At 67.6% G+C, this 25,684-nt stretch carries 23 protein-coding genes and 4 pseudogenes; 15 read left to right on the plus strand and 12 right to left on the minus strand.

All coding sequences use genetic code 11. The features are described from left to right. The first annotated feature begins 2 nt into the window (after window positions 1–2). The 5 genes from ACZ63F_RS34875 (at window position 3) to ACZ63F_RS34895 (ending at window position 4,979) form a co-directional block, all read left to right on the plus strand. Complete coding sequence (locus ACZ63F_RS34875; RefSeq protein WP_351959935.1) at window positions 3–515, plus strand: MaoC family dehydratase; 513 nt, start codon at window positions 3–5, stop codon at window positions 513–515. Window positions 516–518: 3 nt separating this feature from the next. Next, window positions 519–1,724, plus strand: coding sequence for an acyl-CoA dehydrogenase family protein (locus ACZ63F_RS34880; RefSeq protein ID WP_469717333.1), 1,206 nt, complete (start codon window positions 519–521; stop codon window positions 1,722–1,724). A gap of 169 nt (window positions 1,725–1,893) precedes the next feature. Then, the gene (locus ACZ63F_RS34885) at window positions 1,894–2,550 is read left to right on the plus strand and encodes a phosphatidylserine decarboxylase (protein WP_352362639.1); all 657 of its coding nucleotides are present in this window, start codon (window positions 1,894–1,896) and stop codon (window positions 2,548–2,550) included. Between the two features lie 22 nt (window positions 2,551–2,572). Beyond that, window positions 2,573–3,397 (plus strand): CDP-diacylglycerol--serine O-phosphatidyltransferase, encoded by an 825-nt coding sequence (pssA, locus tag ACZ63F_RS34890; RefSeq protein WP_469717449.1) that lies wholly within the window; start codon window positions 2,573–2,575, stop codon window positions 3,395–3,397. Window positions 3,398–3,752: 355 nt separating this feature from the next. Further along, complete coding sequence (locus tag ACZ63F_RS34895; protein ID WP_469717336.1) at window positions 3,753–4,979, plus strand: alpha/beta fold hydrolase; 1,227 nt, start codon at window positions 3,753–3,755, stop codon at window positions 4,977–4,979. A 7-nt stretch (window positions 4,980–4,986) separates the two neighbouring features. Here the strand turns inward: ACZ63F_RS34895 and ACZ63F_RS34900 are convergent, their stop codons facing one another. Continuing rightward, window positions 4,987–6,105, minus strand: coding sequence for a glycerate kinase (locus tag ACZ63F_RS34900; RefSeq protein WP_469717451.1), 1,119 nt, complete (start codon window positions 6,103–6,105; stop codon window positions 4,987–4,989). A 159-nt stretch (window positions 6,106–6,264) separates the two neighbouring features. Between ACZ63F_RS34900 and ACZ63F_RS34905 the strand changes: the two genes are divergently transcribed. Together ACZ63F_RS34905 and ACZ63F_RS34910 are read left to right on the plus strand one after the other, a co-directional pair. Continuing rightward, on the plus strand, window positions 6,265–7,359 hold the full coding sequence (locus tag ACZ63F_RS34905) for an ADP-ribosylglycohydrolase family protein (RefSeq protein WP_469717339.1): 1,095 nt from the start codon (window positions 6,265–6,267) through the stop codon (window positions 7,357–7,359). After that, entirely contained in the window at window positions 7,356–7,850 is a 495-nt protein-coding gene (locus tag ACZ63F_RS34910; protein ID WP_469717341.1) for an NUDIX domain-containing protein, read from the plus strand. Before ACZ63F_RS34905 ends, ACZ63F_RS34910 begins: the two co-directional genes overlap by 4 nt. Before the next feature lie 412 nt (window positions 7,851–8,262). Here ACZ63F_RS34910 and ACZ63F_RS34915 read toward each other — a convergent pair whose 3' ends face one another. Beyond that, window positions 8,263–9,060 (minus strand): hypothetical protein, encoded by a 798-nt coding sequence (locus tag ACZ63F_RS34915; RefSeq protein WP_469717343.1) that lies wholly within the window; start codon window positions 9,058–9,060, stop codon window positions 8,263–8,265. Between the two features lie 529 nt (window positions 9,061–9,589). Here ACZ63F_RS34915 and ACZ63F_RS34920 point away from each other — a divergent pair. The 3 genes from ACZ63F_RS34920 to ACZ63F_RS34930 all read left to right on the plus strand — a co-directional run bounded on the left by ACZ63F_RS34920 (window position 9,590) and on the right by ACZ63F_RS34930 (window position 11,612). After that, the gene (locus tag ACZ63F_RS34920) at window positions 9,590–10,198 is read left to right on the plus strand and encodes a hypothetical protein (RefSeq protein ID WP_469717345.1); all 609 of its coding nucleotides are present in this window, start codon (window positions 9,590–9,592) and stop codon (window positions 10,196–10,198) included. A gap of 271 nt (window positions 10,199–10,469) precedes the next feature. Then, window positions 10,470–10,895, plus strand: a complete 426-nt coding sequence (locus ACZ63F_RS34925; RefSeq protein WP_469717347.1) for a hypothetical protein — start codon at window positions 10,470–10,472, stop codon at window positions 10,893–10,895. Between the two features lie 123 nt (window positions 10,896–11,018). Continuing rightward, the gene (locus tag ACZ63F_RS34930) at window positions 11,019–11,612 is read left to right on the plus strand and encodes a DUF4291 domain-containing protein (protein WP_469717348.1); all 594 of its coding nucleotides are present in this window, start codon (window positions 11,019–11,021) and stop codon (window positions 11,610–11,612) included. Between the two features lie 204 nt (window positions 11,613–11,816). On the opposite strand, the pseudogene ACZ63F_RS34935 reads toward ACZ63F_RS34930, so the two are convergent. Continuing rightward, window positions 11,817–12,047: pseudogene (locus ACZ63F_RS34935) on the minus strand (ISKra4 family transposase); the annotation flags it as partial. Window positions 12,048–12,185: 138 nt separating this feature from the next. On the opposite strand from ACZ63F_RS34935, the gene ACZ63F_RS34940 reads away from it, so the two are divergent. Together ACZ63F_RS34940 and ACZ63F_RS34945 are read left to right on the plus strand one after the other, a co-directional pair. Beyond that, window positions 12,186–12,851, plus strand: a complete 666-nt coding sequence (locus ACZ63F_RS34940; protein ID WP_469717453.1) for an SMI1/KNR4 family protein — start codon at window positions 12,186–12,188, stop codon at window positions 12,849–12,851. Between the two features lie 385 nt (window positions 12,852–13,236). After that, entirely contained in the window at window positions 13,237–13,926 is a 690-nt protein-coding gene (locus ACZ63F_RS34945) for an HAD family hydrolase (RefSeq protein ID WP_469717350.1), read from the plus strand. Between the two features lie 215 nt (window positions 13,927–14,141). On the opposite strand, the gene ACZ63F_RS34950 is transcribed toward ACZ63F_RS34945, so the two are convergent. Both ACZ63F_RS34950 and ACZ63F_RS34955 read right to left on the minus strand, forming a co-directional pair. Beyond that, window positions 14,142–14,675 carry a hypothetical protein gene (locus ACZ63F_RS34950; RefSeq protein ID WP_469717352.1) on the minus strand — a complete coding sequence of 178 codons (534 nt, stop codon included), beginning with the start codon at window positions 14,673–14,675 and terminating at the stop codon, window positions 14,142–14,144. A gap of 269 nt (window positions 14,676–14,944) precedes the next feature. Further along, window positions 14,945–15,070 (minus strand): annotated as a pseudogene (locus ACZ63F_RS34955) (DUF4291 family protein); the annotation flags it as partial. A gap of 326 nt (window positions 15,071–15,396) precedes the next feature. Between ACZ63F_RS34955 and ACZ63F_RS34960 the strand changes: the two are divergent. Next, complete coding sequence (locus tag ACZ63F_RS34960; protein WP_469717354.1) at window positions 15,397–16,161, plus strand: maleylpyruvate isomerase family mycothiol-dependent enzyme; 765 nt, start codon at window positions 15,397–15,399, stop codon at window positions 16,159–16,161. 272 nt (window positions 16,162–16,433) lie between these two features. Here the strand turns inward: ACZ63F_RS34960 and ACZ63F_RS34965 are convergent. Continuing rightward, window positions 16,434–16,777 (minus strand): annotated as a pseudogene (locus ACZ63F_RS34965) (transposase); the annotation flags it as partial. 41 nt (window positions 16,778–16,818) lie between these two features. Further along, window positions 16,819–18,306, minus strand: a complete 1,488-nt coding sequence (locus ACZ63F_RS34970; protein ID WP_469717355.1) for an FAD-dependent monooxygenase — start codon at window positions 18,304–18,306, stop codon at window positions 16,819–16,821. A gap of 343 nt (window positions 18,307–18,649) precedes the next feature. On the opposite strand from ACZ63F_RS34970, the gene ACZ63F_RS34975 reads away from it, so the two are divergent. Next, the gene (locus ACZ63F_RS34975; protein ID WP_031026516.1) at window positions 18,650–19,477 is read left to right on the plus strand and encodes an alpha/beta fold hydrolase; all 828 of its coding nucleotides are present in this window, start codon (window positions 18,650–18,652) and stop codon (window positions 19,475–19,477) included. A 166-nt stretch (window positions 19,478–19,643) separates the two neighbouring features. Here ACZ63F_RS34975 and ACZ63F_RS34980 read toward each other — a convergent pair whose 3' ends face one another. Next, window positions 19,644–20,087 (minus strand): VOC family protein, encoded by a 444-nt coding sequence (locus ACZ63F_RS34980; RefSeq protein ID WP_469717357.1) that lies wholly within the window; start codon window positions 20,085–20,087, stop codon window positions 19,644–19,646. 488 nt (window positions 20,088–20,575) lie between these two features. Next, the gene (locus ACZ63F_RS34985) at window positions 20,576–21,163 is read right to left on the minus strand and encodes a TetR/AcrR family transcriptional regulator (protein WP_469717359.1); all 588 of its coding nucleotides are present in this window, start codon (window positions 21,161–21,163) and stop codon (window positions 20,576–20,578) included. A 252-nt stretch (window positions 21,164–21,415) separates the two neighbouring features. On the opposite strand from ACZ63F_RS34985, the gene ACZ63F_RS34990 reads away from it, so the two are divergent. Then, window positions 21,416–22,165, plus strand: coding sequence for a glucose 1-dehydrogenase (locus ACZ63F_RS34990; protein ID WP_469717361.1), 750 nt, complete (start codon window positions 21,416–21,418; stop codon window positions 22,163–22,165). Between the two features lie 134 nt (window positions 22,166–22,299). Here ACZ63F_RS34990 and ACZ63F_RS34995 read toward each other — a convergent pair. The 3 genes and pseudogenes from ACZ63F_RS34995 to ACZ63F_RS35005 form a co-directional block, all read right to left on the minus strand. Then, window positions 22,300–22,629 (minus strand): annotated as a pseudogene (locus ACZ63F_RS34995) (IS3 family transposase); the annotation flags it as partial. 19 nt (window positions 22,630–22,648) lie between these two features. Continuing rightward, entirely contained in the window at window positions 22,649–24,094 is a 1,446-nt protein-coding gene (locus ACZ63F_RS35000; RefSeq protein ID WP_469717363.1) for an aldehyde dehydrogenase family protein, read from the minus strand. Window positions 24,095–24,703: 609 nt separating this feature from the next. After that, complete coding sequence (locus ACZ63F_RS35005) at window positions 24,704–25,351, minus strand: isochorismatase family protein (protein WP_469717365.1); 648 nt, start codon at window positions 25,349–25,351, stop codon at window positions 24,704–24,706. Window positions 25,352–25,684 lie beyond the last annotated feature (333 nt).

Here is a 25,684-nt window from a genome sequence, read left to right on the forward strand (position 1 = left end):
CGATGCAGTTCGGACGAACGTACGAGGAGTTCGAGGTCGGGGCGACGTACAAGCACTGGCCCGGAAAGACGGTCACGGAGTACGACGACCACCTGTTCTGTCTCCTCACCATGAACCACCACCCGCTCCACATGGACACCAACTACGCCGAGAAGACGACGGACTTCGGCAAGAACGTGGTGGTGGGGAACTACATCTACTCGCTGCTGCTCGGCATGTCCGTTCCCGACATCTCGGGCAAGGCGATCGCCAACCTGGAGATCGAGTCGCTCAAGCACGTGGCGCCTACCTTCCACGGCGACACGATCTACGGCCAGACGACCGTGCTCGACAAGTGGCCCTCCAAGTCGAAGGACGACCGCGGGATCGTCTACGTCGAGACCAAGGGCTACAAGCAGGACGGCACGCTGGTGTGCATCTTCCGCCGCAAGGTGATGGTGCCGACCGAGACGTACATCAAGGAGCGCGGCGGCGAGCAGCCGGGCCGCCCCGAGCTGAAGGAACAGGGGAAGTAAGCGATGGCCCGTCTCGCCCAGACCGCCGGTCTGACCGACGTCCAGCAGGAGATCCTCTCCACCGTCCGCGACTTCGTGGACAAGGAGATCATCCCGGTCGCCACCGAGCTGGAGCACCGCGACGAGTACCCGCAGCAGATCGTCGACGGTCTCAAGGAGCTCGGCCTGTTCGGCCTGATGATCCCCGAGGAGTACGGCGGCCTGGGCGAGTCCCTCCTGACGTACGCGCTGTGCGTCGAGGAGATCGCCCGCGGGTGGATGTCCGTCTCCGGGATCATCAACACGCACTTCATCGTGGCGTACATGCTCAAGCAGCACGGCACGCAGGAGCAGAAGGAGCACTTCCTGCCGCGGATGGCGGCCGGCGACGTCCGGGGCGCGTTCTCGATGTCGGAGCCGGGGCTCGGCTCGGACGTGTCGGCGATCACCTCGAAGGCGGTGAAGGACGGCGACGACTACGTCCTGAACGGCCAGAAGATGTGGCTGACCAACGGCGGTACGTCCTCCCTCGTGGCCGTCCTGGTCCGCAGTGACGAAGGCCACCCCGAGGGCACCGCGCCCCACAAGTCGATGACGACCTTCCTGGTGGAGAAGGAGCCCGGCTTCGGCGAGGTCCGCCCCGGGCTCACCATCCCGGGCAAGATCGACAAGATGGGCTACAAGGGCGTCGACACCACCGAGCTGATCATGGACGGGCTGCGGATCCCCGCCGATCGGGTGCTCGGCGGGGTCACCGGCCGAGGTTTTTACCAAATGATGGACGGCGTCGAGGTCGGCCGCGTCAACGTGGCGGCGCGTGGCTGCGGTGTCGCGCAGCGTGCGTTCGAGCTGGGTGTCCGGTACGCCCAGCAGCGTCACACTTTCGGCAAGGCGATCGCCCAGCACCAGGCCATCCAGTTCAAGCTGGCGGAGATGGCCACCAAGGTCGAGGCCGCGCATGCCATGATGGTCAACGCGGCACGCAAAAAGGACTCCGGGGAACGGAACGACCTTGAGGCCGGGATGGCGAAGTACCTCGCCTCCGAGTACTGCAAGGAGGTCGTGGAGGATGCCTTCCGGATCCACGGCGGCTACGGCTTCTCCAAGGAGTACGAGATCGAACGTCTCTACCGTGAGGCGCCGATGTTGCTGATCGGCGAAGGTACCGCCGAGATCCAGAAAATGATCATCGGGCGAAGGTTGCTCGAAGAGTATCGATTCCAGGGCTGATTGTCCCGGTACGGGGTGTTTTCTTCGAGAAGAAGATCACACCCCGTCAACGGTCTTCGGCCGCCGACTCGGCTTCCTGGCTTGCCCAGTTGCGGCCCCCGACCGGTACGATCCCGGAAAGCCGCCGTCCCCAATCCCTGCGCGGCATCATCCGCTACGAAGGTCATCCATGCCCCACAGCCAAACCTCTGCACATCGAGACAGCCTGGCCGGCGTACGCCTCGCGCGCGGAGCATCGCCGTGGCTTCTCCCGACCGTCGCCACCGCAGCCGTCAGCCTCCTGCGCGCCCGTCGCTCCGGCGCCGCCAAGGCCGTCGCCGTACCCGCCACCGCGCTCGCGGCGGGCATGCTGTGGTTCTTCCGCGACCCCGAGCGTGAGATCGCCCAGGGCCGCGTCATCTCCCCCGCCGACGGTGTGGTGCAGAGCATCATGCCGTGGAAGGACGGACGCACCCGGGTCGCGATCTTCATGAGCCCGCTCAACGTCCACGTCAACCGCGCGCCCCTCGCGGGCGAGGTGACGTCGGTGGAGCACATCCCCGGTGGCTTCGTTCCCGCCTTCAACAAGGAGAGCGAGAACAACGAGCGCGTAGTCTGGCATTTCGACACCGAACTCGGCGACATCGAGATGATCCAGATCGCCGGCGCGGTGGCCCGCCGTATCGTCCCCTACGTCCCGCAGGGCACGAAGGTCGAGCAGGGCGACCGCATCGGTCTGATCCGCTTCGGCTCGCGTGTGGACATCTACCTCCCGGAGGGCGTGGACGTCGCGGTCGAGGTCGGCCAGAAGACCGTGGCTGGGGTGACTCGCATTGACCGTGATTGATCCTGAGACCCAGGCGGGCTGGGTGCCCGAGGCAGACGAGCTCGGCGACGACGAGGAGGAGATGCCGCTCTCTCTCCGCCTCTCGATAGCGGACACCCTCACGCTCGGCAACGCCACGTGCGGCTTCATGGCGGTGTACTTCACCACCACCGGCATCCTGATCCCGCACCTCACCGGGGACGACCAGTCGGCCGGCATGGCGCGCCACAGCGCCGCCACCGCGGTCATCCTCATGCTCTGCGCGGCGGTCTTCGACCTGTTCGACGGCCTGGTGGCGCGCAAGCTGCGCTCCTCCCCCATGGGCGCGGAGCTGGACAACCTCTCCGACCTGATCAGCTTCGGCCTCGCGCCGGCGTACTTCGTGCTCGTCTACGGGATGGTGGCCGACGACGCGTACCAGAAGGTGGCCGCGGTCGGAGCGGTGGTGGTGCTGCTGGCGGTGGTGCTGCGGCTGGCGCGCTTCAGCTGCGTGACGCCGCCGAACGGCATGTTCCAGGGGATGCCGAGCCCGTTCGGTGCGCTGACGGTCGTCTCCATCGTCCTTCTGGAGCTCCCCTTCGTGGCGACGCTCCTCGCCATCCTGGGCACGGCCTGGCTGATGGTGAGCCGGGTGGAGTACCCGAAGCCCCGCGGCCGCCTCGCGGTCGCGATGCTGGGCTGGATCGTCCTCTCGATGGGGCTCCTGGTCTCCTGGGCGTTCGACGCACCCAGCGGCCAGCTCCTCCTCCAGACCGGCTGCGCGCTGCAGCTGGTGATGGGCGCGGTGATCCCGCTGTTCGCCACGGCCCGCCGGGTGAACAACTTCCGCGACAACCGGCGCGAGGCGCGGGCGGCGCAGCTGCCCTGACGTTCCACACACCGCCGACGGGTGTGGGGGGGGGGGGGGGGGGGGGGGGGGGGGGAGTGGGGGGGGGGGGGGGGGGGGGGGGGGGGGGGGGGGGGGGGGGGGGGGGGCGGACAAGCACCCCACCCCCCCCCCCCCCCGCGGGGGGCTCCCCCCCCCCCCCCCCCCCCCCCCCCCACACCCGTTTCGCGTTCAAGGGCGTACGGCGTTGCCCTTTGACAGGTCAACCAGCCCTGCCGGGCGCCGAGTTGCAGAGGGAGAGACGGAGTAGGACGGTGGGAATTGGGGTGCATTTTACGGGGATTTGTTCCAGTTCGGGGATGGGGATTACTCGCCTCTTACCGATCGGAGGTCAGCCATGGCTGCACTCACTCACAAGGACTACTCGGTCCCGCACGTCTCGAAGCTTCCGGCGAACGAGGGCGACACCGTGCACCTCTTCGTCCGGGAGTACGACGGCACCCAGGGCAACCAACCGCACGAGGTGGTGCTGATGCTCCACGGCCGGAGCGTGCCAGTTCTCGCCGGGTACGACCTCACCGTTCCCGGGTCCACCATCGACTACAACTGGGCGCAGGACCTGGCCAAGCACCACTACGACGTCTTCCTGATGGATCTGCAGGGCAACGGACGGTCGCCCCGCCCGAAGATGGACGAACCCCGCAACGCCAGCCCCGCACAGCGCAGCGTCCTGTCGCCCAACCCGCTGAACCCCCCGTACACCGGCCCGCCCCTGTACCCGCACCAGCTGGGCAACACCGAGAGCGAATGTGCGGAGCTGGCCACCGTGGTCCACTTCATCAGGTCGCTGCCTGGCAGGGACAAGCCAATGGACTTCATCGGCTGGTCCGCCGCGGCACAGTCCATGGGTCCGTACACCATGCAGCACCCCGAGGACGTCAAGAGCCTCTTCCTGCTCGCCCCCGTCTTCCCGCCCGCGGGGCGGTGGTCGGGCGATCCCGCGGATCCCTTCGCCCTTCCGGGGGGCACCTCGCTGCCGGTCTCCGACCCGCCCACCCTGTACGGCTTCCCGATGTTCGTCAGCGACAAGAACGGCTTCGTGAACTCGTGGAACAACGAGCAGGGCACCCCGCCGCAGCGCGCGCCCGGCATGGAGGACACGGCGTGGGCCGCCATGATGGCGAACGACCCCCTCGGCAGCACCTGGGGCAAGGAGCTGTCACCCGGCGTGTACGAGGGCATCCACCGGTTCCGGAACTCCTACTTCTGGGGCTGGACCAACGAGACGGTGCCCTACCAGGACGCGCTGGGCAACTACATCCTCGGTGACCGGGTCCCCGTCGCCATCGTCTACGGCGAGCTGGACAAGACGGCCAACACGGCGCCGAACGTCCCCGTCCCCCCGCCGCTGCGCTTCTCCGTGCCGGCCCTCTACAAGGCCATCGGCGGGCCCGAAAAGCTGATGTTCGAGCTGGAGGGCGCGGGACACTCCGTGGTCTGGGAGCGCCCCGCGGAGATCGTGCACGACATCGCCTTCCAGTGGCTCCACAACAAGCACAAGGTGTGGGGCCTCACGAGTGGCAGCTACTACCGTGACTCGACGGGTGTCCTGACGCCGGTCTAGGCCGCCCTCAGCTCAGAAAGTCCCGCGCGATCTGCTCGGCGACCCGCTCCAGGATCGGCCCGGCCTCCGCGATGCACTTCACCACGTCCGGTTCGATCTCGGTGAGCGGGTAGGCACGGCGGATCCCCGCCCGGCCGAGCGCCTCCGGCGGGAGGGCGAGGCGGCCGCACACCGCGACGACCTCCTTGCCGGCGGCGCGCGCCGCGGCCGCGACCCCGGCCGGTGCCTTCCCGTGCAGGGTCTGCTCGTCCAGCGAGCCCTCCCCCGTGATCACCAGCGCCGCCCGCTCCAGCGCGGGCGCGAAGCCCAGGACGTCGAGCATGACCTCGATACCGGGCCGGAAACGGGCGCCGAGCAGCAGGGCGCCGTACCCGATGCCCCCGGCGGCGCCCGCACCCGGCGCCACCGCGTACTCGGCGGCGCGCGGACCGACCTCGGCCTCCAGGACCTTCGCCAGGTTGGCCAGCGCGGCGTCCAGGAGGTCCACGTCGTCCGGCGAGGCCCCCTTCTGCGGGCCGTAGACGGCCGGCGCGCCCTTCGGCCCGGTGAGCGGGTTGTCGACGTCGCTGGCGAGGACCAGGTCGACGGCGGACAGCCGCGGGTCGAGGCCCGACAGGTCCGCGCGGGCCAGATCGGCGAGGCCGCTGCCGCCCGGCGAGACCGGTTCGCCGTCCGCGTCGAGGAAGCGGGCGCCGAGCGCCGAGAGCATGCCGGCCCCGCCGTCGGTCGTGGCACTGCCGCCGACGCCGAAGACGATCGTGCGCGCACCCGCGTCCAGCGCGGCCCGCAGCAGCTCCCCGGAGCCGTACGTGGAGGCCGTCAGGGGTGCGAAGACACCACGGGGCAGCCGCTGCAGACCGCTCGCCTCGGCCATCTCCACGACCGCGGTGCCGCCGCGCAGCGCGAACGCGGCGGTGACCTCCTGCCCCAGTGGCCCGGCGACCTTCCGCTCGTGGCGTTCGAACCCGGCCGCGACCGCCGCCGCCACCGTGCCGTCCCCGCCGTCCGCGACGGGCAGCGCCTCGACGTCGAGGCCGGGCACGATCCGCCTGAGCCCCGCCGTGACCCGCTCGGCGACCTCCACGGCCGTCAGCGAGCCCTTGAACTTGTCCGCGGCGATGAGCACGCGCTGTGTCACCTGTATCCCCTTGCTCTCCGGGCCTCGCGCACGTCAAGGCCAGTCGCGCCGCTGTGACCTTAACCGGAGGACACCCTCCCCGTCATGCCCCGCCCGAAGCCTGGGAAGGGGCTGAGAACGGCCTGCGAAAACGGGTAGACCACAGCCATGACCAGTCTGGAGCCCGACTTCGCCGACCGCGTGCTGGGCGGCTGGCTCGGCCGGATCGCGGGCAACATGCTCGGCAAACCGGTGGAGCGGGGCGACCTGTGGACCCGGGAGCGCATCGACGGCTACCTGCGGCGGGCCGGCGCCCTCCCGCTCACCGACTACCTGCCCGAGCCCACCGACGAGAGCGACGCGCTCGCCCTGCGCCCCGAGTGGCGGAGTTGCGTGCGCGGCCGGATCCACGGCAGCTGCCGCGACGACGACGTCGACTACGCGATCCTCGGCCTGCACCTCCTGGAGACCCACGGCTTCGGCTTCGGCACCGAGCAGGTCGGCGAGCTGTGGCTGCAACGCCTGCCGTACCTGCAGACCTTCACGGCGGAGCGGGCCGCCTACCGCAACCTCGTCAACGGGCTCAAACCGCCCCTCACCGCCACCTACGACAACCCCTGCCAGGAGTGGATCGGCGCCCTGATCCGCGCCGACGTGTTCGGCTGGACCTGCCCGGACGCCCCGCACCGGGCCGCCGCCCTGGCCCGCCGGGACGCGGTCCTCTCGCACTCCGGGAACGGGGTGTACGGCGCGATGTGGGCCGCCGCGCTGATCTCCGCGGCGTTCACCGCGCCGACCGTACGGCAGGCGATCGGCACCGCGCTCACCGTCGTACCGGCGAGCTGCCGCCTCGCCCGGACCGTGCGCCGGGTGGTCTCCCTGTACGAGACCCGGATGAGCTGGGAGGACACCCTCACCACCGTCGCCGCCGAGACCGCCGGCCTCGGCTGGATCCACACCGTCCCCAACGCGGCCGTGCTCACCGCGGGCCTGTTGTACGGCGAAGGAGACTTCACCCGGACCATCGCGCTCACCGTCCGCGGCGGCCTGGACACCGACTCCAACGGGGCGACGGCGGGCTCGGTGGCGGGGGTGCTGACCGGCGCGGCGGCCGTACCTGCCCAGTGGCGGGACCCCCTGCAGGACACGGTCCGCAGCGCGGTCCTCGGCTTCGACGGGGCCCGCATCAGCGACCTGGCGGCACGCACCGTACGCCTCGCCGGGACCGGCGCCGAGTCCGCACTGGCTACGCTTTCCGGGTGACCACGACCGACGCCTACGCCGCGTACATCGCGAGCCTCCCCCGCGTTCTCGCCGGGGCCGCCGCGCTCATCCGGGACGCCGAGGGACGGGTGCTGCTCGTCGAGCCCAACTACCGGGAGGGCTGGGCACTGCCGGGCGGGACCGTCGAGTCCGACGACGGGGAGACCCCGCGCCAGGGCGCCCGCCGGGAGACCCTGGAGGAGATCGGCCTGGACCGCGAGATGGGCCGGCTGCTGGCGGTGGACTGGGTGCACGGCACCGGCCGCCCGCCGATCGTCGCCTACGTGTACGACGGCGGGGTCGTCACGGACGCCGACCTCGGGGCGATCCGCCTGCAGGAGGCGGAGCTGCTGTCCTGGCGGCTGGTCCCGCGGGAGGAACTGGCCGACCGTCTGCCGGGCTCGCTGGGCCGCCGCGTCCTGACCGCACTGGACGTCCTGACCGAGGGCGCGGGCACCGCCGAGCTGGAGAACGGCCACCGGGCGGGCTGACGGGCCCGCCGATATCCGCTCGCCGCCCGCCCTGGACCCGCCCTACCCTCGAACACATGACCAAGCCCCGCGTCGCCGTCCTCAGCGGCGCCGGCATCTCGACCGCGTAGAGCATCGACGGACGTAACCTCTCGGCGTGACCGATGACTTAGGACAGCGGGCGCATTGTTGAGCGTTGCTTACATGGATCAAGCTGTCGGCTTCCTGCGGGACGCCGCCCCACGCTCGCTGGGCCCGTACCAGGGAAACGGCGCTCCTCGAGAAGACCCAGTCAGCTTGATCCCACCTCTCGGTACGTCTGCGTGACCCCATTGCAGCGGTCACGGGGGGCTTGATCCACGTCAAGCCGTGTTCACAATCTTCCCCTCCGGCGGTGCTCAGGCCGTTCGTGGCCCGGCGGTTCCGTGCCGCGTCAGCTGCGCCGCTGCCACCAGCGCCGCTTCTGCTCGCCTTCCCGCGTACCGGTTCCGGCTCCGTCAGGGTCTGACGCGCTGTACGGCGGGAAGTCCTTCAAGGCGGCACGGATGCGGTCGAAGCGGGCGATGCTGTGGTGGTCGGCGGCGGGAAGCGCCACTCCGACGCACACCAGCTTGAAACGGTCCTCACCGAGGGGTGCGCCGATGAACACCGGTGCGCCCAAACACCCTTGTGGCACGTCTCCGATCCACCGGATGCCGCCGTCGTCAGAGCGGAGGAGCCGGCCGATCACGACAGCCTGCTCTCGGGAACCGTCCCCGTCATCGACGTGACCCAGCAGATAGGCCGCGACGGGCGACTCACCGAGTCCGGCGATGTCCTGTTCCGTGGCTGCGATGCCGTCGGTGATCTCGTCGGTTGTCCAGTGCCAGCCCTTGCGGGCGGCGTGCGCGTGCAGCCCGGTGGAGGGCATGACCGCCACCCCCAGGTCGCCGACATGGGTCCACTCCTCCGCGAAGTCGAGCATCATCAGCTTCTCAGCACTCATCACGGGTGCGCACAGCGCGGGGCGCAGGGTGAACTCAGCCAGCTCGACTCGCGTCGGCTCACTGGCGGTCACGAGGAACTGCCGGATGACCTCACCTTCGGAGGTCGTCTCCACCAGTTCGTTGAACCAGAAGGCCGTCGCGTGTTGTTCGTCCCAGTGAGCTCGCTGGAAGGGAAGCGTCGAACGGCCGACATGATCGACTATCGCATCGATGATCGCGCTGGAGTGGTCGGGCAGGTCAGACATGGAGGGAGAGGCTAACGCACGATCGGAGACAGCTACCAGGCCGTATGACAGGGCCCGTCCCCGCGCCCTCCGGTCCGCGCTCTTCGACATCGGTGATGGACAAGGGATGGACAAGAGCCTGTCAGCGCGGCTTGATGACCCATGTCAGACCTCGCTCACAGCCCTTTCCTCGGTCAGACATGACCACGGGATCCCCCCGGCGGTTGAGCAGGCCCGACCTGGACCGCGTCCGCCCTCGCCTCCCGCTGGCAGATCTCCCGGACCTGGAATGGCACCGCTGGGCTTCGAGTGATCCTCACCGCTCCCCGTGAACTGCCGCTTCCTGCCGCAGCCTTCGCCCCTGAGAGACGCACTGCCTATCGACGTTGTTGGTGCACGACACAATCGTCGTTGCGGCTCGGCGTACTCCGACGCCACAGCGTGTTCCGTTCGGAAGGTGCCGGACGGTCTTGCGGGGGCTCCCCCTGCCCGGTGATGCTGACCCGTGCGCGATCGGAGTGAGCTGTCGGCTGGACAACCGGGGGTGCGGGTGAGCACATCATCGGATCACGATTCCGAAGGGCCACTGGCCGAATTCGTGGCCCTGAGGCAGGAGATCCTTCAACGGCAGACCACTCAGCACAACATCCTCGCGTTGCAACTGACCATCTCCGGTGCGGTGTTCAGCTTCGGCCTAACCGGTACGTCCAGGAGCGGATTCCTGCTGATCCTCCCGATCACGACGTACATGCTGTGCTCGCGTTTCGTCGAGGACCATATCGGTATCGGACAGCTGGGCCGTTACATCCGCGAACGTCTGAGTCCACGCGTACAGGGAGGCCTCGGCTGGGAATCCTGGGTCGCCCGGAACCCTGCCAGGTTCGACATTCCGTGGTTGCTGTGGATCTATGCGTATTTCGTTACCTATCCAGGGGTAGCGCTGCTGGCTCTCGGGGCGGCAGCTCCCACAGCGTTCACGACGGACCATGGTCACCGGTCACTCGGTGCGACGGTCGGCCTGGTGCTCGTATGGCTGCTCGGTCTGACAGTGACGGTCCTGTGTTGTCTATTGCTGTGGCGAACGGCCAAGTCCACCCGGCCCCCCGATCCGGGCCAGCGCATCCGCCCACCGGAACCGCGCAGCGAGCCGGTGGACTGACGTCCGAGTACCTGCCTGCCGTCGATCGACGCAGGAAGCCGGGACGATGCCCATCGGTACGAGACGCCAGGATGGGCACAGGCCAGAGGTCACCCAGGCCGCTGTAGTCTGTGAACGCGGCTTGAAGACCCACGTCAAGCCGTGTTCACAGAGCCCGTGGCGCTGTATGTGGCCGCGATCCTCGCCCACCCCGCGACGGCGACCGTCGGACCCGGCCGTCGGGCTGGCTCGGAAAAAGACTGTCCGGTGAGGGCGGCCCTGCTGGACTGGCTTGGGATCACTCGCCCACGACCCCGACGACGAGTGCCTTGCCAACGCCGAGCGCCAATTCGATGGTGACGACCTCGACGAATCTCCACAAATGCGCGTCTTCCTGGACCACCGCCCCACGTTCTATCGTGCCGTTTCAGCTTTCCTGGGCCACGAGGACACTGCTGTTCGTGAAGCCGCGGTCGTTGCCGCCATCCCCTTGATCGAGCATCCCGCCCTTATGTGTCGCAGAGACGAACTCGGACGCCGCGTCCATAGCCTCCTCGCTACCAGTACCGACCGCTACAACCGCAACCGCTGTCTGGACGCACTCAAGAACTGGGGCCACGACATCGCTGCCCTGGAGAGTCCCACTGACAGTGCCGCACGCGTTCGACATGTCCGTGACGTCTGGACCGGCGGCTGCACGGAGGAACCTCCGTTCTGACTCCGGACGCTACTTAGCCCGCACGGGCGACGGCCTGCCGCTTGCGGCCGGCGTGCTCCGTCGCGTTGCGCAACAGTCGAAAACCGGTGGTCACCTGAGTCGGCCGAGCCCACGCTATACGCCATGGAAGAACCGCACCGCAGGATCCGCGCGCTCCACACGGCATCCACCATCACCGTCTACCAGGCGTACTCCCCTGAGATCGGACTGCCCGCCATTCGCGACGGCCGCTTCCCCGTCGCGTGGAAGCCTGGCCGCATGACGTGGATCAAACCCAGTTTCATGTGGATGATGTATCGCTCTGGCTGGGGCACGAAGGAGGGGCAGGAAACCGTCCTCGCCGTCGAGATCACTCGCGACGGCTTCGAGTGGGCGCTGCGCCATGCCTGCCTGGCGAGTTACGTCCGCGGGCTGCATCCCGATCGCGGCACCTGGCAGCGTGACCTCAGGCGCGCACCGGCCCGTGTCCAGTGGGATCCCGAACGCGATCTGCACCTGCGTCCCCTGCCGTACCGGTCGCTGCAACTGGGGCTCTCGGGTGAGGCATCGTCGCGCTACGCGGACGAGTGGATCGTGTCCATCAGCGACGTGACTCCGCTCGCCAACGACATCCACGCACTCGTCAGGGACGGCGAGCTGGACTCAGCAACCCGATTGCTTCCCCAGGAGCAGGGGTACCCCGCGGGTGAAGAACTACTGGCCCACCTGCGTCCTTGACCGGCAGCCCGGGCACAACGGTCGGCATCACCCATGGGGCACATGGCGGCACAAGGCTGTGAACGCTGCTTGATGACCCGTGCCAAGCCTTGTTCACAGACCTTTGACGGGTACCGACATGAGGGCCGGGGGCTACGCATCAAGCGGGACACGGACCGGCTCTGTTGCTGACCTTCAGTGGGTGCGGTTCGTTTCGAGCGAAGGTCACGGTCGAGTGCTGAGGGTGCAAGTCCGCTGCATGGGAGCGGGATAGAGGCCTTCGTGCTCGTGGGCGAGATGGAACCGTCGGTAGGCGTCGAAGTCGCCGTTGCAGACGAGAGTGCGCAGTCGCAGAATGGCTTCGGTTCCGGGCCGATCCCAGCGGGCTCCGGTGATGTCGAGGCGGTCGCTGATCAGGTAGCGCCGGGCGCCCTCGATCGCGCCGGTGGCGATTGGCTACCCGTTGTCGAGGGCGGTGTCGTAGCGGGGTGGATCGAGGATCTGCCGCGACCACAGCTCAGACAGAGGTTCGGATGCCGGTGGCAGGGACTAATGTCCGTGCTCGCCGTCGACAGGAGAGCCGTGAACACGCACATGCACTGGTCGGGAGTTCGGGAACGCGTCATCGCAGTGGAGGAGGCCGAGCGTCGAGCCCGTGGCGAAGGGCCGTCTCCATACCCGACGTTCGAACCCGTCCTGACTCCCGCCGAGATTGCCGAGGTCGAAGCACAGTTCGGTGTCGCGCTCCCTGACGAGTACCGCACGTTCCTGGCCGAGGTCGGAGCCGGCGGCCCCGGACCGGCGTTCGATCTCACGTCGTTGCGTCCCATCGACGGGAAGTGGGGATGGGTCTGGGAGAACGACGAGGACCATCCCTGGGTGCTGGACCCCAGTGGGCCGTTCGTCGAGACGGACGACTGGGCCGACCAACAGATGGCGACCCTGCGCGCCGCCGGGTACGAACCCACGACCCGTGACGAGGACGACGGCTATCTGGACGACTACCGCAAGGTCTTCGGCGACGCCGGCGACGATGTCTGGTTCCTGGAACGCGGGCGGGGCGCGATCCCCATCAGCGACAACGGATGCGGGATGACCAGCTGGCTCGTCGTCGTCGGCCCGCACCGCGGGGAACTCCGCGACCGGGACTGCGCAGTCAATCCGCCCTTCGAGCCGTATGTCGATGCAGACGGAAACCGTCACACCTTCCGTAGTCGGTACCTCGAGTGGCTTGAGCAACGCGAGAGGGCAGCTCGATGATCAAGGGCTGATGACCTTGGCCGATTCGGTGACGACGGAGTCCGCTTGGTCGTGGCGTTCGACTGACTGCACAGAGCCTCCCAGCAACCCAGCGAGTGTTCCCGTCCGCGTCACCGCTGCCGCGGAAGGGTCTATGAAGGCGGCTTGATGACCCATGTCAAGCAGTGCTCGCAGACCTTTCCGGCCGGGTTCCATGGGTGTCGACCACGTGGCATGGGCCGACCGCCTGACGGCGCGACATGTGGCGTGGAGGGCTGCCGACCCGGCTCGACTCCGGTCGCGGACCGCCCGGTGACCGCGGCGACCGGACGAGAACAGGCCATGGTGCGTCCGGTGATCGTCGTGGCCTTGCGGCCGACTTGTCGGCCCCGCCAGGATCGGCTGCATGATCAAGGGTGTGATGTTCGACTTCTCCGGGACCCTCTTCCGGATCGAATCAGCCGCGCAGTGGCTGCGCGCGGTGGCAACGAAGGCCGGTCTGGACGTGCCCGAGGGTGAACTCGACGCCTGCGTCAGCCGCCTGGAAGAGTTCGGGGCTCAGCCCGGAGGGGTGCCTTCGCGCACAGTGCCGCCCCATCTGGAGGCACTGTGGCGGGAGCGCGATCTGACCGCCGAACGACACCGGGCTGCCTTCACGGCCCTTGCCCGGGAAGCGAAGCTGCCTGCGGCCGGCCTGGCCGAGGCTCTTTATGAACGTTCCCAGGTGTCCGGGGCATGGCTGCCTTATCCCGACACCGAGGAAACCCTCCGCGCGCTGCGTGAGCGAGGCATCCCGGTCGCTGTCGTCAGCAACATCGGCTGGGACATGCGCCCTGTCTTCCGCGACCACGGCGTCGATGCCCTCGTGGACGCCTACTTCCTTTCCTTCGAGCGCGGGGTGAAGAAACCCGATCCCCGGATCTTCCAGATGGCGTGCAACGAGCTCGGAGTGGCGCCCGGCGATGCACTCATGGTGGGAGACGAACCTGCTGCGGACGTCGGCGCTGCCACGCTGGGGTGCCGGGTCCACCTGGTCGATCCCTTGCCCGTTGACCGGCGTCCCGGCGCACTGGCCGAGGTGCTCCAGCTCCTCTGACGTGGCCCGATGCGATGCGCAGGCCCTCCTGACCCTGGCCTGAACTGTCTTGTCATACCGGTGGCGCCAGATCAGCCTGCTACGTCAGTGGAGCCCCGAAACACTGGTGCGCTGTGGTGCCCGAAGAAGTGCTCACACACTTCTTCGGCCGGGTGGCGCCGGCCTGTGCGCAGGAGTGTGTTGCGTTGCCGGCCGGCTCTGGGCTGCTCACTCGGTCAGTACCAGCGGACCTGGCCGGCCGCGCCCTGGTCCGTGCTGATGGCGTGGTGAAGAACGCGTGGGGGACCGTCGAGCAACTCGTCGGCGTCGTGGTCGGGATCGTCGCCCAAGCCGGTCATCCACGCGTGGATTCGCCCGACCACGTCGCGCCTCCTAGCCCCGGTCAGGGCAAGGGTTTCCTCAGCCGCAGGTAGCTGGGTGCGCACTTGCTCGGCGTCGAGAAGGAAGTCGCCGAACCAGCCCGGTAGCCGCATTACTGCGTCCGGACCGAGAGCGCAGGCCAAAGCCGAAAAGGGGCTGGCCTTGCGGGCCACAGCCGCGAACAGACCCTGCTCGGCATCGGGCGGAAACTGGTTCATGACGGCGTCGCGCAGAGACTCCGCGTGCTCGGAGTCGTCGTAGCAGGAGTCGATGAAGGCGCTCAGCCGAAGGGCGTCATCGTCAGCGCTCCAGTTGACGGGCGAGGTCGTCGACGCACTGAACAGGGATTCCTGCGCCTTGCCACGCCACCAGGTCAGCCCCGCGGGCATGTCAGCGCACCGTCACTGGTGTCGACGACGATTCCTGAACCGCAGCGCTCAGCAAGTCCCGAACCCTCTCGTCGGGCACCGCGCCGACGACCCACACGCCCGGGACACTCAACCCTGCCTCCCACCGCTACTCCAGCTCCGCCAACCTGGACATTGTCCAGCTGGACCAGGCTCGGACGCGCCTGCTGCAAATGCGGCCCGCGGCAGGTTCGACCTGCGGCGAGCAGGTTTTCAGCCGTATGCCTTGAGGTCTGTGAACGCGGCTTGAAGACCCATGTCATCCTGTCGCGCTTCCACACGGCGGGAAAGCGGCCCTCGAGAACGGCGGACAGGCCGATTTCCGGGAAGTGCGCCTGGTAGACGGTAATCGTGGAATCCGTATAGGCCGTACGGATCCCGCGTTACGGTTGTTCCATGCCGTACAGCGTGGGGTCGGCCGGTTCAGGCGGCCACCGATTTTCGACTGCCGTTCACCGCGACGGAGAACGTCGGCAGCGCCACCGTGCGGATTGCCGGTGCCACGGCTCTTGAGTAGCCGCCGCCTGCTGGTCCGTTGCCTCCGGTGCCGGAGCGATACCCGTCGGGCGGGACGCCCCCCAGTCCGCCCCGAAGGGGTCACTTACTGATCGTTTCTACCCCACCACCCGGCGCCCAAGTGATCCATGGGCTGGTCGGTCTTAATCGAGTGCGAGAGTCACGGTCCGGGTGATACAAGGTCCGCGTGACTGGTCATCTGGACTTCCCCACCCTGCTGCGGAGGATTGACGAGCGTTCCGCCGCGTTCCGCGCCGCCGTCGACGCGGCCCCCAGCCTCGACGCCGACGTCCCGTCCTGCCCGGGCTGGACGCTGTACGACCTGGCGAACCACCTCAGTGAGGGGGACCGCTTCTGGGCCTACATCGTGCGGAACACCGCGCCGGGCGACGAGCGGCCGAGCAAGGACGGGCTGGCGGCGCCCAGGGAGCGCGAGGCCCTCATAACCTGGCTGGCCGACTCGACGGAGCAACTGCTCACTGCTCTGCGCGAGGCCGGCCCGGACCGGGGCTGCTGGGCCTGGTGGGAGCCGCTGGCCTCGCCGCACACGGTGGCCGCCGTTGCCCGCCGCCGCGTCCCGGAATCGCTGATCCACACCTACGACGCCCAGCTGGCCTCCGGTACCCCGCAGGAGCTGCCGATGACCGAGGCGGTCGATGCCATCGAGGAGTTCCTCGCCACCGTCTGCACCGTCACGGTCCCGTGGCCGGGCGAGCCCGCCACCATGGACTACCACGCAGCCGAGGCCGGCTCCTGGCGCCAGACAGTGGACGCCGCCGGTTCCCGCTTCACCCGCCTCACCGCGGCGGAGGCCGCCGAGAGCAAGCCCACCGCCGCCATCTACGGCACGGCAAGCGAGATGGCCCTGCTCATGTACATGCGCATCCCGGCCGGCTCACTGCGGATCGAGGGCGACGCCGGCCTGCTCCAGCAGCTGCAGGACTGGGACTGAGGCCGACCGGCAGATGGATCACTTGAGGCGCCGGATGGTGGGGCGGCCACCCCCAGCGGCAGCGGCTCGTCGAGCGTCGGACGAGCATGCGGAGCCTGACGAAAGTCGCGTCGAGGCAGAAGTGAAAGTCCACGACGTAGAACCGGAGCCGTGGACCAGCGCGAGGACTCCCCGTTTTTGCTGCTCCAAAGATACTGCTGGTGGTACAGCGCAGCGGGGCAGAAGTCGCTACGTTCATCGCCCGGCGGGCAGGAGCCGCCTCTCCAGTGCGACTCGCAGGCCAGGCGAATCCTGCCGGTCAGGCCGCCTCGGGAGCGTCCGAGCGCCGGGTTGCGGAGCCCCCCTTTTCGAGCGCGGGGGCATGCTGGTGGGCGCGGAGGAGCCGCTCGCTCGTGCCGTCTGCCGCCCGCCGGAGAAAACGGGTGTGCGGTGTGGGCGTGGACCACGGCCCGTACCGCTCGGGCACGTCCCGCCAGGCCGGGCCCGTACGGAACGGCCACACGATCCCGTTGAGGACCCCGCGGTCGTCCAGCCGCTTGCGCCCACGCGACGACACGGGCAGCAACGGCCGGACGAACTGCCGTTCGGCAGGGAACAGTTCACGGCGACGTGTCACCCGGCTCTGATCCACCGCTCGAGATCATTTGACGTCAGACCCTAGTCGGGTGAAGGGGCTGCAGAGCCGGAGCCTTGTGGGCCGCACCATACGGTCAATGCCTTGCGGGCCGCGTCGATGCGATGTTCAGGTGACTCGTCCGAGGTGGCCCATGCGATATAAGCGTCTGGTCTGACCAGAACACTTTTTTTGGTAGCGCCCTTCGGGGAGACGATCTCCACCTCGCCGGCCCACTCCGTGATCAGTGAGGGGAAGCGGTCCGTGTCTGACGGTGTGACAAGGACGAACCGTCGCTTACGGAGGGCTTCGTAGAGTCTGCGGCCGTCGCTGAGGGGGACGTCAGGTGCCCGCTTGCCGACGAGGGGGTGTGCGCCGGCCGGGGCGGCGTAGGAAATGTCGATTCCTGAGATTGCCTTGGCCAGTCGCTGGGCCACTGGTGGGGTTTGCAGCACCGTGCGCGCTGAGAGATCACGGAGGCCGCACAGTGCCCGTGGTGTGGTGAGGACGCCGCGGAGCAGTGCCCCGCTCATCCGCAGGACCCGGTGTCCCACCGGGTGCCGTTCGTTCTGATAACTGTCGAGCAGGGTGTCCGGTGCGCGGCCACGCTGAACGGCTGCGAGTTTCCAGCTCAGGTTTGCGGAGTCCTGGATGCTGGTGTTGAGGCCCATGCCGCCGGCCGGGGAATGGACGTGGGCGGCGTCGCCGACGAGGAATACTCGGCCTACTCGGTAGCGGGGTGACTGGCGTTCGTCGCTGTGGAATCTGGAGAGCCAGCGAGGGTCGTGCATGCCGAAGTCGCTGCCGAGCGCCTGGCGGGCGACGTCTTTGATTTCGTCCAGATCAACCGATGCGTCGTCGGGCATGGGGTGGTGACGATTCCAGGCCATGATCCTGAACCAGCCGTCGCCGAACGGGACGACAATGGCGAAGGCGTCTCCGGTCGCTGCCACGGTGGGCGGCTTCTTCGGCGGATCAGCCATCCGGACGTCTGCGAGCATCATGGAGCGAACGGCGGAGCGGCCCGGGAACGGGAGGCCGAGGGACTGGCGCACGCAGCTGTTTCGTCCGTCTGCGCCGACGACGAAGTCCGCGCGCAGGCTGTGTTCAGTGCCGGCCGGTGTCTTCACAGTGACGTCGACACCGCTCGGGTCTTGCTGAATGCCGGTCACTTCGTGGGCCCGCATGATGTTCACGCCCTGTGTCAGGGCGCGGGACAGGAGGAGTCGCTCGGTGTTGTACTGGGGCGTCACGAGCACGTGGGGGTAACGGGTCGGCAGGTGCGACAGATCGATCCGCAGAAATTGCAGGATCGGGTTGCGGAGGCCGGTCAGAAGCAGGTCATCGGCCAGGCCGCGGGCGTCCAGTTGCTCCATCGTTCGGGCGTGAACGGCGAATGCGCGGGTCAGCTGGGATTCCCCTTCTCGCCGTTCCACCACGGTGCAGCGCACTCCGGCCTCGGCCAGGTCACCTGCGAGCAGCAACCCCGCTGGACCAGCACCGACGACCAGCACGTCAACGTCGGATCCCATGTCCTGCCCTCCACGTGTCACAGAACGAGCAGTAACGACCCGTGACCACCTGGCTGCCACCCGCCAGCGGTGGTGATGTCCAGGGCGGGTGGGTGACTGTGCCCGGAGTTCACTCGGGTGGCGTAACCGGCGAAATCTCCTGACCGCAAGGACCACCGTACGAGAGAGACCACTTCCTCGCCTGTCAGGCAGAGACCGTCCCACCCGTACCGAAGCGGTGGTTCCGGACGCGCTGAATCACTGCCCCGCACTTAACGTTGACCTCATGCGGCGCCGCTTTCGCGTCATCCCCGTAGGGCGTGACGTCAGGGGCCCGCGAGCGGACATCGAGAGGAGCGCATCCATGCCCTTCGCCACCGCCGAGGACGGCACGCAGATCTTCTACAAGGACTGGGGCTCGGGCCAGCCCGTGGTCTTCTCCCACGGCTGGCCGCTCACCGCCGACGCCTGGGACCCCCAGATGAAGCTCATGGTGGACAACGGATTCCGCGCCATCGCTCACGACCGGCGCGGTGGCGGCCGCTCCGGTCAGCCCTGGGACGGCAACAACCTCGACACGTACGCCGACGACCTGGCCGCGGTCATCGAAGCCGAAGACCTGCACGACGTCATTCTGGTCGGGCACTCCACCGGCGGCGGCGAAGTCACCCGCTACATCGGCCGGCACGGCACGGCACGGGTCGCCAAGCTGGTCCTGCTCGGCGCGATCCCGCCGCTGATGCTGAAGACGGAAGCCAACCCCGAGGGCCTGCCGATCGAGGTGTTCGACGAGATCCGCCAGGGTGTGCTCACGGACCGCTCGCAGTACTACAAGGACCTCAGTGCCCCGTTCTACGGTGCCAACCGTGAGGGCTCGACCGTCTCCCAGGGAACGCGTGACGAGTTCTGGCTCTGGAGCATGACAGTCGGCATCAAGGGCGCCTACGACTGCATCAAGGCGTTCTCCGAGACGGACACGACCGAGGATTTGAAGAAGGTCGACGTGCCGACACTGATCGTGCATGGCGACGACGACCAGATCGTGCCCATCGTCTCCGCGGGCGCCAAATCATCCAAGATCGTCAAGGGCGCGCAGTACAAGGTCTACGAGGGCGCGCCTCATGGCCTTGCGATGGTGCCCAAGTACGCCGAGATCTTCAACAGGGACCTGCTTGAGTTCGCGCGGAGTTAGCGACGGCGCGGAGTTGGCGACGGCTCGCACGCCGGTGAACGGCAGCACTGCCGCTGGAACTGCGGGGAGCCGGCGCTGCGAATCGGCCGCACGAGAGGGCCGGCTCATCGCCTGCGTCCGGAGCGGCTGAATCTGGCTCGGCGGCCAGGTTGACCGGTTCGCCGTGTCAGCCGACCGGGCTCGCGCCCTGCTGGAAGACGTTGATGAGATTTCCGTCGTTGTCACGGATCGCGGTCGAGATACTGCCGTCGCCGAGGTCCATCTGCTCCCAGACGGTCGTCACCCCGAGATCACGGAAGGTGCGGGTCACGCTGTCGAGGTCCTCGACACGGAAGACCAGGGCCTTGTTGCCGATCGGGCGGATGTGGGCGGGGGGCTCTGCCGTCAGTTCAGGGATCCGCACACCGTCTGCGGGCTGAAGGAGCTCCAGCCGAAAACCGGGACCCTCCAGGAAGGCAACGTCCGCTCCGATGGCGTCGAAGCGGGACTTCGCCAGCAGGGTGAGGCCGAACACCCGGTTCCACCACTGGATCGACGCGTCGAGGTCACTGACGGAGATCGTCACATTGTGGAGGCTGTAGGTGAAGGGCGGCTGGGGAGGGGTGGCCATGGTGATCACTTTTCGTTGGCGTGTGCAGTCGTTTGCGGAGCGGCACGCGAGACCTCGCGCAGTCCCGCCCGGCGGTTTCCCTGCCATGCAGCGGAACAGTCTGTACCTGTCTACCGCCGACCCGAAGTCCCCTTGCAGGAGCGAATCCACGAGTCGCACTTCGAAGGTAGAACTTATGGACCATTCAGTCAAGAACGAAGGCTTCCTTCACATGCGGTGCGAAGTCAGTGGATCAGTGCACTGCGTGAGCGCTCACCGCGCCGTCGGCATGCGAAAGGGAGCCGCTCACAAGGTGCCGAAGAGGCCCCGCTCAAGGGCATGACGAAAGAGGTGGGCCGCAAACTGTGCCGGGGCGGGGCGGCCGGGCCACTCGCGGGAACGTTCGAAGGGCAGGTCCGCTGGACGCTCGCGCGCCGGTCCCAGGCGGGCCGGCCCTGATCGTTGCCTGTCGGCGGGTCACCTGTGGACGATGCCGACCCGCAGGATGTTCAGTGGCGGGAGAGCTGCTTGAGGGCGGCCTGGCCTATCTGCAGCAGAGCCGAGCCGTCCATGTCGGTCTTGGCGAGAAACTCGATGCCCTGCATGACGGCGAGGAGCAGGCGCCCGAGCTCCTGGGCGTCCGCGCCCGGCTCAACCGTGCCGTCGTCCTGGGCTTCCTTCACGCAGGCGATCAGAAGATCTTCGACCGCCTGATAGGTGGTCCGGGCCCGGGAGACCACATCCGGATCGTTGCTGTGCAGCTCGGACGTGCTGTTGACCAGGAGACAGCCGCGGCGCCGCGGGTCCTCCGTGAACCCTTTGGCCACCCCCTCAATGAGCAGGGTCAGGCGTTCGAAGGGCGTCCCGGGCCCGGTGAGGACCGCCCGGACGCCGTTCAGCTGTTCCTCGCGGTAGCCGTCCAGGACGTGCAGGAACAGCTGCCGCTTGTCGCCGAAGGCGCCGTACAGACTTCCCTTGCCCAGGCCGGTGGCGTCCGTCAGGTTCTGCAGTGACGTAGCCGCGTACCCCTGATTCCAGAACTGCTCGCGCGCAGACTCCAGCACCTGGTTGTCATCGAAATTCCGCGGTCGCCCCATGCCTGGATCCTACCTTCTTCTTGACCTATCGGTCCAGATTGTCGGGCACGCAGCACAGACAGGCCCGCGCCGGCCGCCCTGTCGCGCCTCGACAGCGTGCACACGGTCACGTTTTTGTCCGCGCGGTCCACAACCAGGTTCTTTACCGTATAGTCCATAACTGGGCTCGGGACCGTCCGGTTCGGGCCGTAAGACCGCATTGACACTTGGTGTACGACTTCTGGCGTTCGCGCCGGACAGGGGTAAAAGATCATGGGACAGCTTGACGGGAAGACGGCAGTCATCACCGGAGGCAACAGCGGAATCGGACTGGCCACCGCCAAGCGATTCGCACGTGAAGGCGCCCACGTGTTCATCACCGGCCGCCGGCAGGAGGCCCTCGACGCCGCGCTGGCCGAGATCGGCGGCGAAGCCACCGCTGTCAGGGGCGACGTCGCGGTTCTCGCGGACATCGACCGCCTCTACGCGGCTGTCGCCGAGCGAGGCCGCCCCATCGACGTACTGTTCGCCAACGCGGGCGGCGGTGAGTTCGCTGCTCTTGAGCAGGTCACCGAGGAGCACTTCGACGCCACCTTCGACATCAACGTACGGGGAATGCTCTTCACTGTGCAGAAGGCCATTCCGCTGCTCAACGACGGCGCCTCGGTGATCCTGACCGGATCGACTGCTGCCACCTCAGGCGGCGCCGCATTCGGCGTGTACGCCGCGTCCAAGGCTGCGGTCCGTTCCTTCTCGCGCACCTGGGCCAACGAACTGAGCGGCCGCTCGATCCGGGTGAACACCCTGGTCCCCGGCCCGATCGTCACCCCGGGCATCACCGGCTTGGCCGCCGACGCCGACCAGGCCGCACAGATGAGGGACGCCTTCGTCAGCCAGATTCCGCTGGGTCGCATGGGGCAGCCGGACGAGGCCGCTGCCGCCGCACTGTTCCTCGCCAGCAAGGAGAGCAGCTTCGTCACCGGATCCGAGCTTTTCGTGGATGGCGGGCTCAACCAGATCTGATCGCCGCAAGAGGATGCGCTGCGCCTGTCGCGGCGAGGGCGACAGTCGCTCTGTCCGCGTCGCGATCACGCCGGTTTGCCACACCGAACCCAACGGGCGGGGGCAGCCCCGCCCGTGTGTGGAAAACGACGCCGCGACCCGACGGCTGTGTAAGTGATGTCACCGCACCACCTGGTGTTCAGCGTGTCCGCGGTGAAGTCGCGCATGCCCGGGTCCGGCGCGGGCCGGCGCGGTCCTGTCCTCGATCCTCGTCCGCTTCTTCTTGCATAGGTGCCGGCCGACGATGTGGTTGATCCGCATCGTCGGCCGGTGACGCGCTTGCGGCCGATCTTCCGTTCCCTCGCACGCAGTTCAGCATGGGCGCGCGGGAGCCCCGTACGCCCACGGTGTTCGGCGTGGATGGCGCGGATCTCGCTCACGGCCCGCTTCTCATCGGCCCGCCGCTCGGCGTGGGCCTGCCCGGTGGAAGGCCGTGGGCGCCTACTACAACGCAAGACCGGTGAGGACCAGCACACGCTCATAGGTGTAGTCCGCCATGGCGAACTTCACTCCTTCGCGGCCGACACCAGACTGCTTGACCCCGCCGTAGGGCATCTGGTCGGCGCGGTAGGAAGGCACGTCGCCGATCACGACTCCGCCGACTTCCAGAGCCCGGTGTGCCCGGAAGGCGGCCTGCAGGCTGCGTGTGAACACCCCTGTCTGCAGACCGTACTTGGAGTCGTTCACGGCCGCGAAAGCCTCGGCCTCGCTGGACACCTTGAGGACCGTCAGAACCGGGCCGAAGACCTCCTCGCAGGCCAGGGTCGTGTCTGCTGGAACATCCGCGAGGACCGTAGGCGCGTACGAGGCGCCCTCCCGCTTGCCGCCCGTATACAGCGTGGCCCCGGAACCGACGGCTTCGTCGACCCATGACTCGACGCGGCACGCCGCGTCCTCACTGACAAGCGGACCCACATCAGTTCTGTCATCCGAAGGGTCCCCGGTGACCTGGGATTCGACGGCCGCGACGATACGCGGCAACAGCCGGTCGTACACCGCGGCGTCAGCTATCACACGCTGCACAGAGATGCAGGACTGTCCGCCCTGGTAGTTGGAGAACGTAGCGATGCGCGCGGCGGCCCGGTCAAGATCCTCGTCGCTCGTGAAGTCGGCCAGCACCACGGCAGCACCGTTCCCGCCGAGCTCCAACGTGCAGTGCTTTCTGGGAACGGAGTCCATGATGGCGTACCCGACCCTCTCGGAACCTGTGAACGAGATGACGGGCAGGCGCTCGTCCTCCACCAGCCCCGGCATCCGGTCATTGGCGACCGGCAGGATGCTCCATGAACCGGCCGGCAGTTCGGTCTCGGCAAGGAGGTCACCGATGATCAGACCCGAGAGCGGAGTATTGGGCGCCGGCTTCAGAATGATCGGGGCGCCGGCTGCGACAGCCGGGGCGACTTTGTGGGCACACTGGTTCAGCGGGAAGTTGAACGGCGTGATCCCCAGCACAACGCCCTTCGGGAAGCGGCGGGTGAGCGCCAGCCGGCCCTGGCCGCCGGCGTCAGTGTCGAGCCGCTGGGCCTCACCGCTGTTGAAGCGGCGGGCTTCCTCCGCGGCGAACCGGAACACCGACACCGCACGGCCCACCTCTACGCGAGCCCACTTGATCGGCTTTCCGTTCTCCGCGGAGATGAGTTGCGCGATTTCCTCGCTTCGGTCCATAAGACGCTTGCTCACGTGGTCGAGTGCGGCGGCACGAACATATGCGGGAGTAGCCGCGAACTCATCGCGAACGGCATACGCCGCCGCCACCGCCTCCTCCACCTGCTCATCGGTGGGCACACTGACCTCTCCGATGAGCTGACCGGTCCAGGGGGAGGTAACAGCCAAGGTCGTCTCACTGCTGGCCGGACGGCCGGCAAGCCAGAAAGCGCGGGTGGAAATCATGTCCGGTCACGGCCCTTTACGTCTGAAGGTGCGCTGACGTTCATCCGCCAACCGTTACACCGTAGGACCGCCGAGGCGACGGACGACTTGTACGTGGTGTAGTGATCGCATGCACGCGCATGCCCGAAGGTAGCCTTGAGTTCGATCGCTTATCCCCCGACCGAGAACTCGGGTCTGCCTCACGATCGGGTGACAACCTGTCACCAGAAGCTTCATCAAAAACCACTGGCGGATCCAGAGGTTGCAGGACGGCGAGGTGTGCGGCATCAGCCAGGTGTGGCCGTCGTCCGCTTTCAGCGGGAACAGCCGGCCGTCGCCAACGAGGCGGCGAAGCAGGGACAGGACGTCATCGACACATGGCTCGGCGAGGATCGTGCGCCGGCGGCGATCCGGCCGACGAGGGGGACGTCGACGCTCTCCGGGGTGGCGGGCAGCGGGCACTCGCATCCGCTCGGGAAGGGGGGTGCGCACACACCGAGAGGGGAGGCCGACGCCATGCGGCGTCAGGTCCGTCATCAGCTTCGGTCACTGGCCTTTGCCAAGGCCACTGCCCGGTGATCTCTAGCTCGAAAGGAAAGGGCCGCTGACTGTTTTATCGGCGGCGCTCCCTCAGTGCATCAGGTCCACCAGTTCGTCCGTCGACAGCAGAGCATGGGCGAAGAAGCGGTAGTTGATCATGGCCGCCTGATAACCGTCGCCCCAGACCGGGTGTCGTGGTCCAGCTGTTGCGTCCCTGACCACGGCGACTTCAAATCCCTCCTCGATGAGGTGACGCATATGAGACTCAACGCACATGTTCGCCAACATCCCGCCCAGAATAATTCCTTGAATTCTTCGCTTGCGCAGTTGCAGTACCAGGTCGTTGGTTTCCGGCCCGAATACCTTGTGCGGGCTTGCGACCACCGTCCTGCCGTCCTCAATATAGGGTTTGAAGCGCTCCAGCCAGTCTGCCCCGGAGTTCCGGAATCCCGCCAGATCGAGTTGCCCCGCCCGTGCGAAGGTGTGTGTCTCCAGTTCGTTTGTCTCCAGCGGGCCGTTCATTCGCCAACCGCTGTCGGTCGGGTAGAAGTAGTGCGGCGAGATGAAGACCTCGTGTCCGGCCGTCTTCGCCATCTCGAAGATTCTCTGCATATTCTCGACGGTCCTGTTTTCTGTGACGCTTTCCCCCACCACGTCCCAGTTCGCTCCGTCCTCGCTCAGCACGTCGTTCTGTGGATCAATGAACACAACCGCCGTGTCTGTCTTATTGAATTCCACTTGCCCGCTCCTCATGCGATGAACAGGCCACTGGCCTGATGGGCATTGGTACAGCGGGCGCCCTTCCGGAGCGCATTCCGGCCCGGTGACCAGTGGTTTTTCCACGTGCACCGTGGAGCGCGCGCCCCGAGGAGGCGCTGTCCCGGCTATTCGGCTCTCCGTCCACTTTGCCCCATCGCCAGACCTTCTGCATCGGTGAGCCACCTCGGTCGCCGCAGCCAGCGGAGGCGCCCTGAGCGCCGAGCGCGTTACGCCTCACTCACGTCGGTGAGCGCGTCCGCCGGCCGCGCAGTCGAAGGGCCGTGCGGCGCCTTGGATATCCGTTCGCTCCGG

This window comes from Streptomyces sp. NPDC104761 (genome assembly GCF_055583445.1).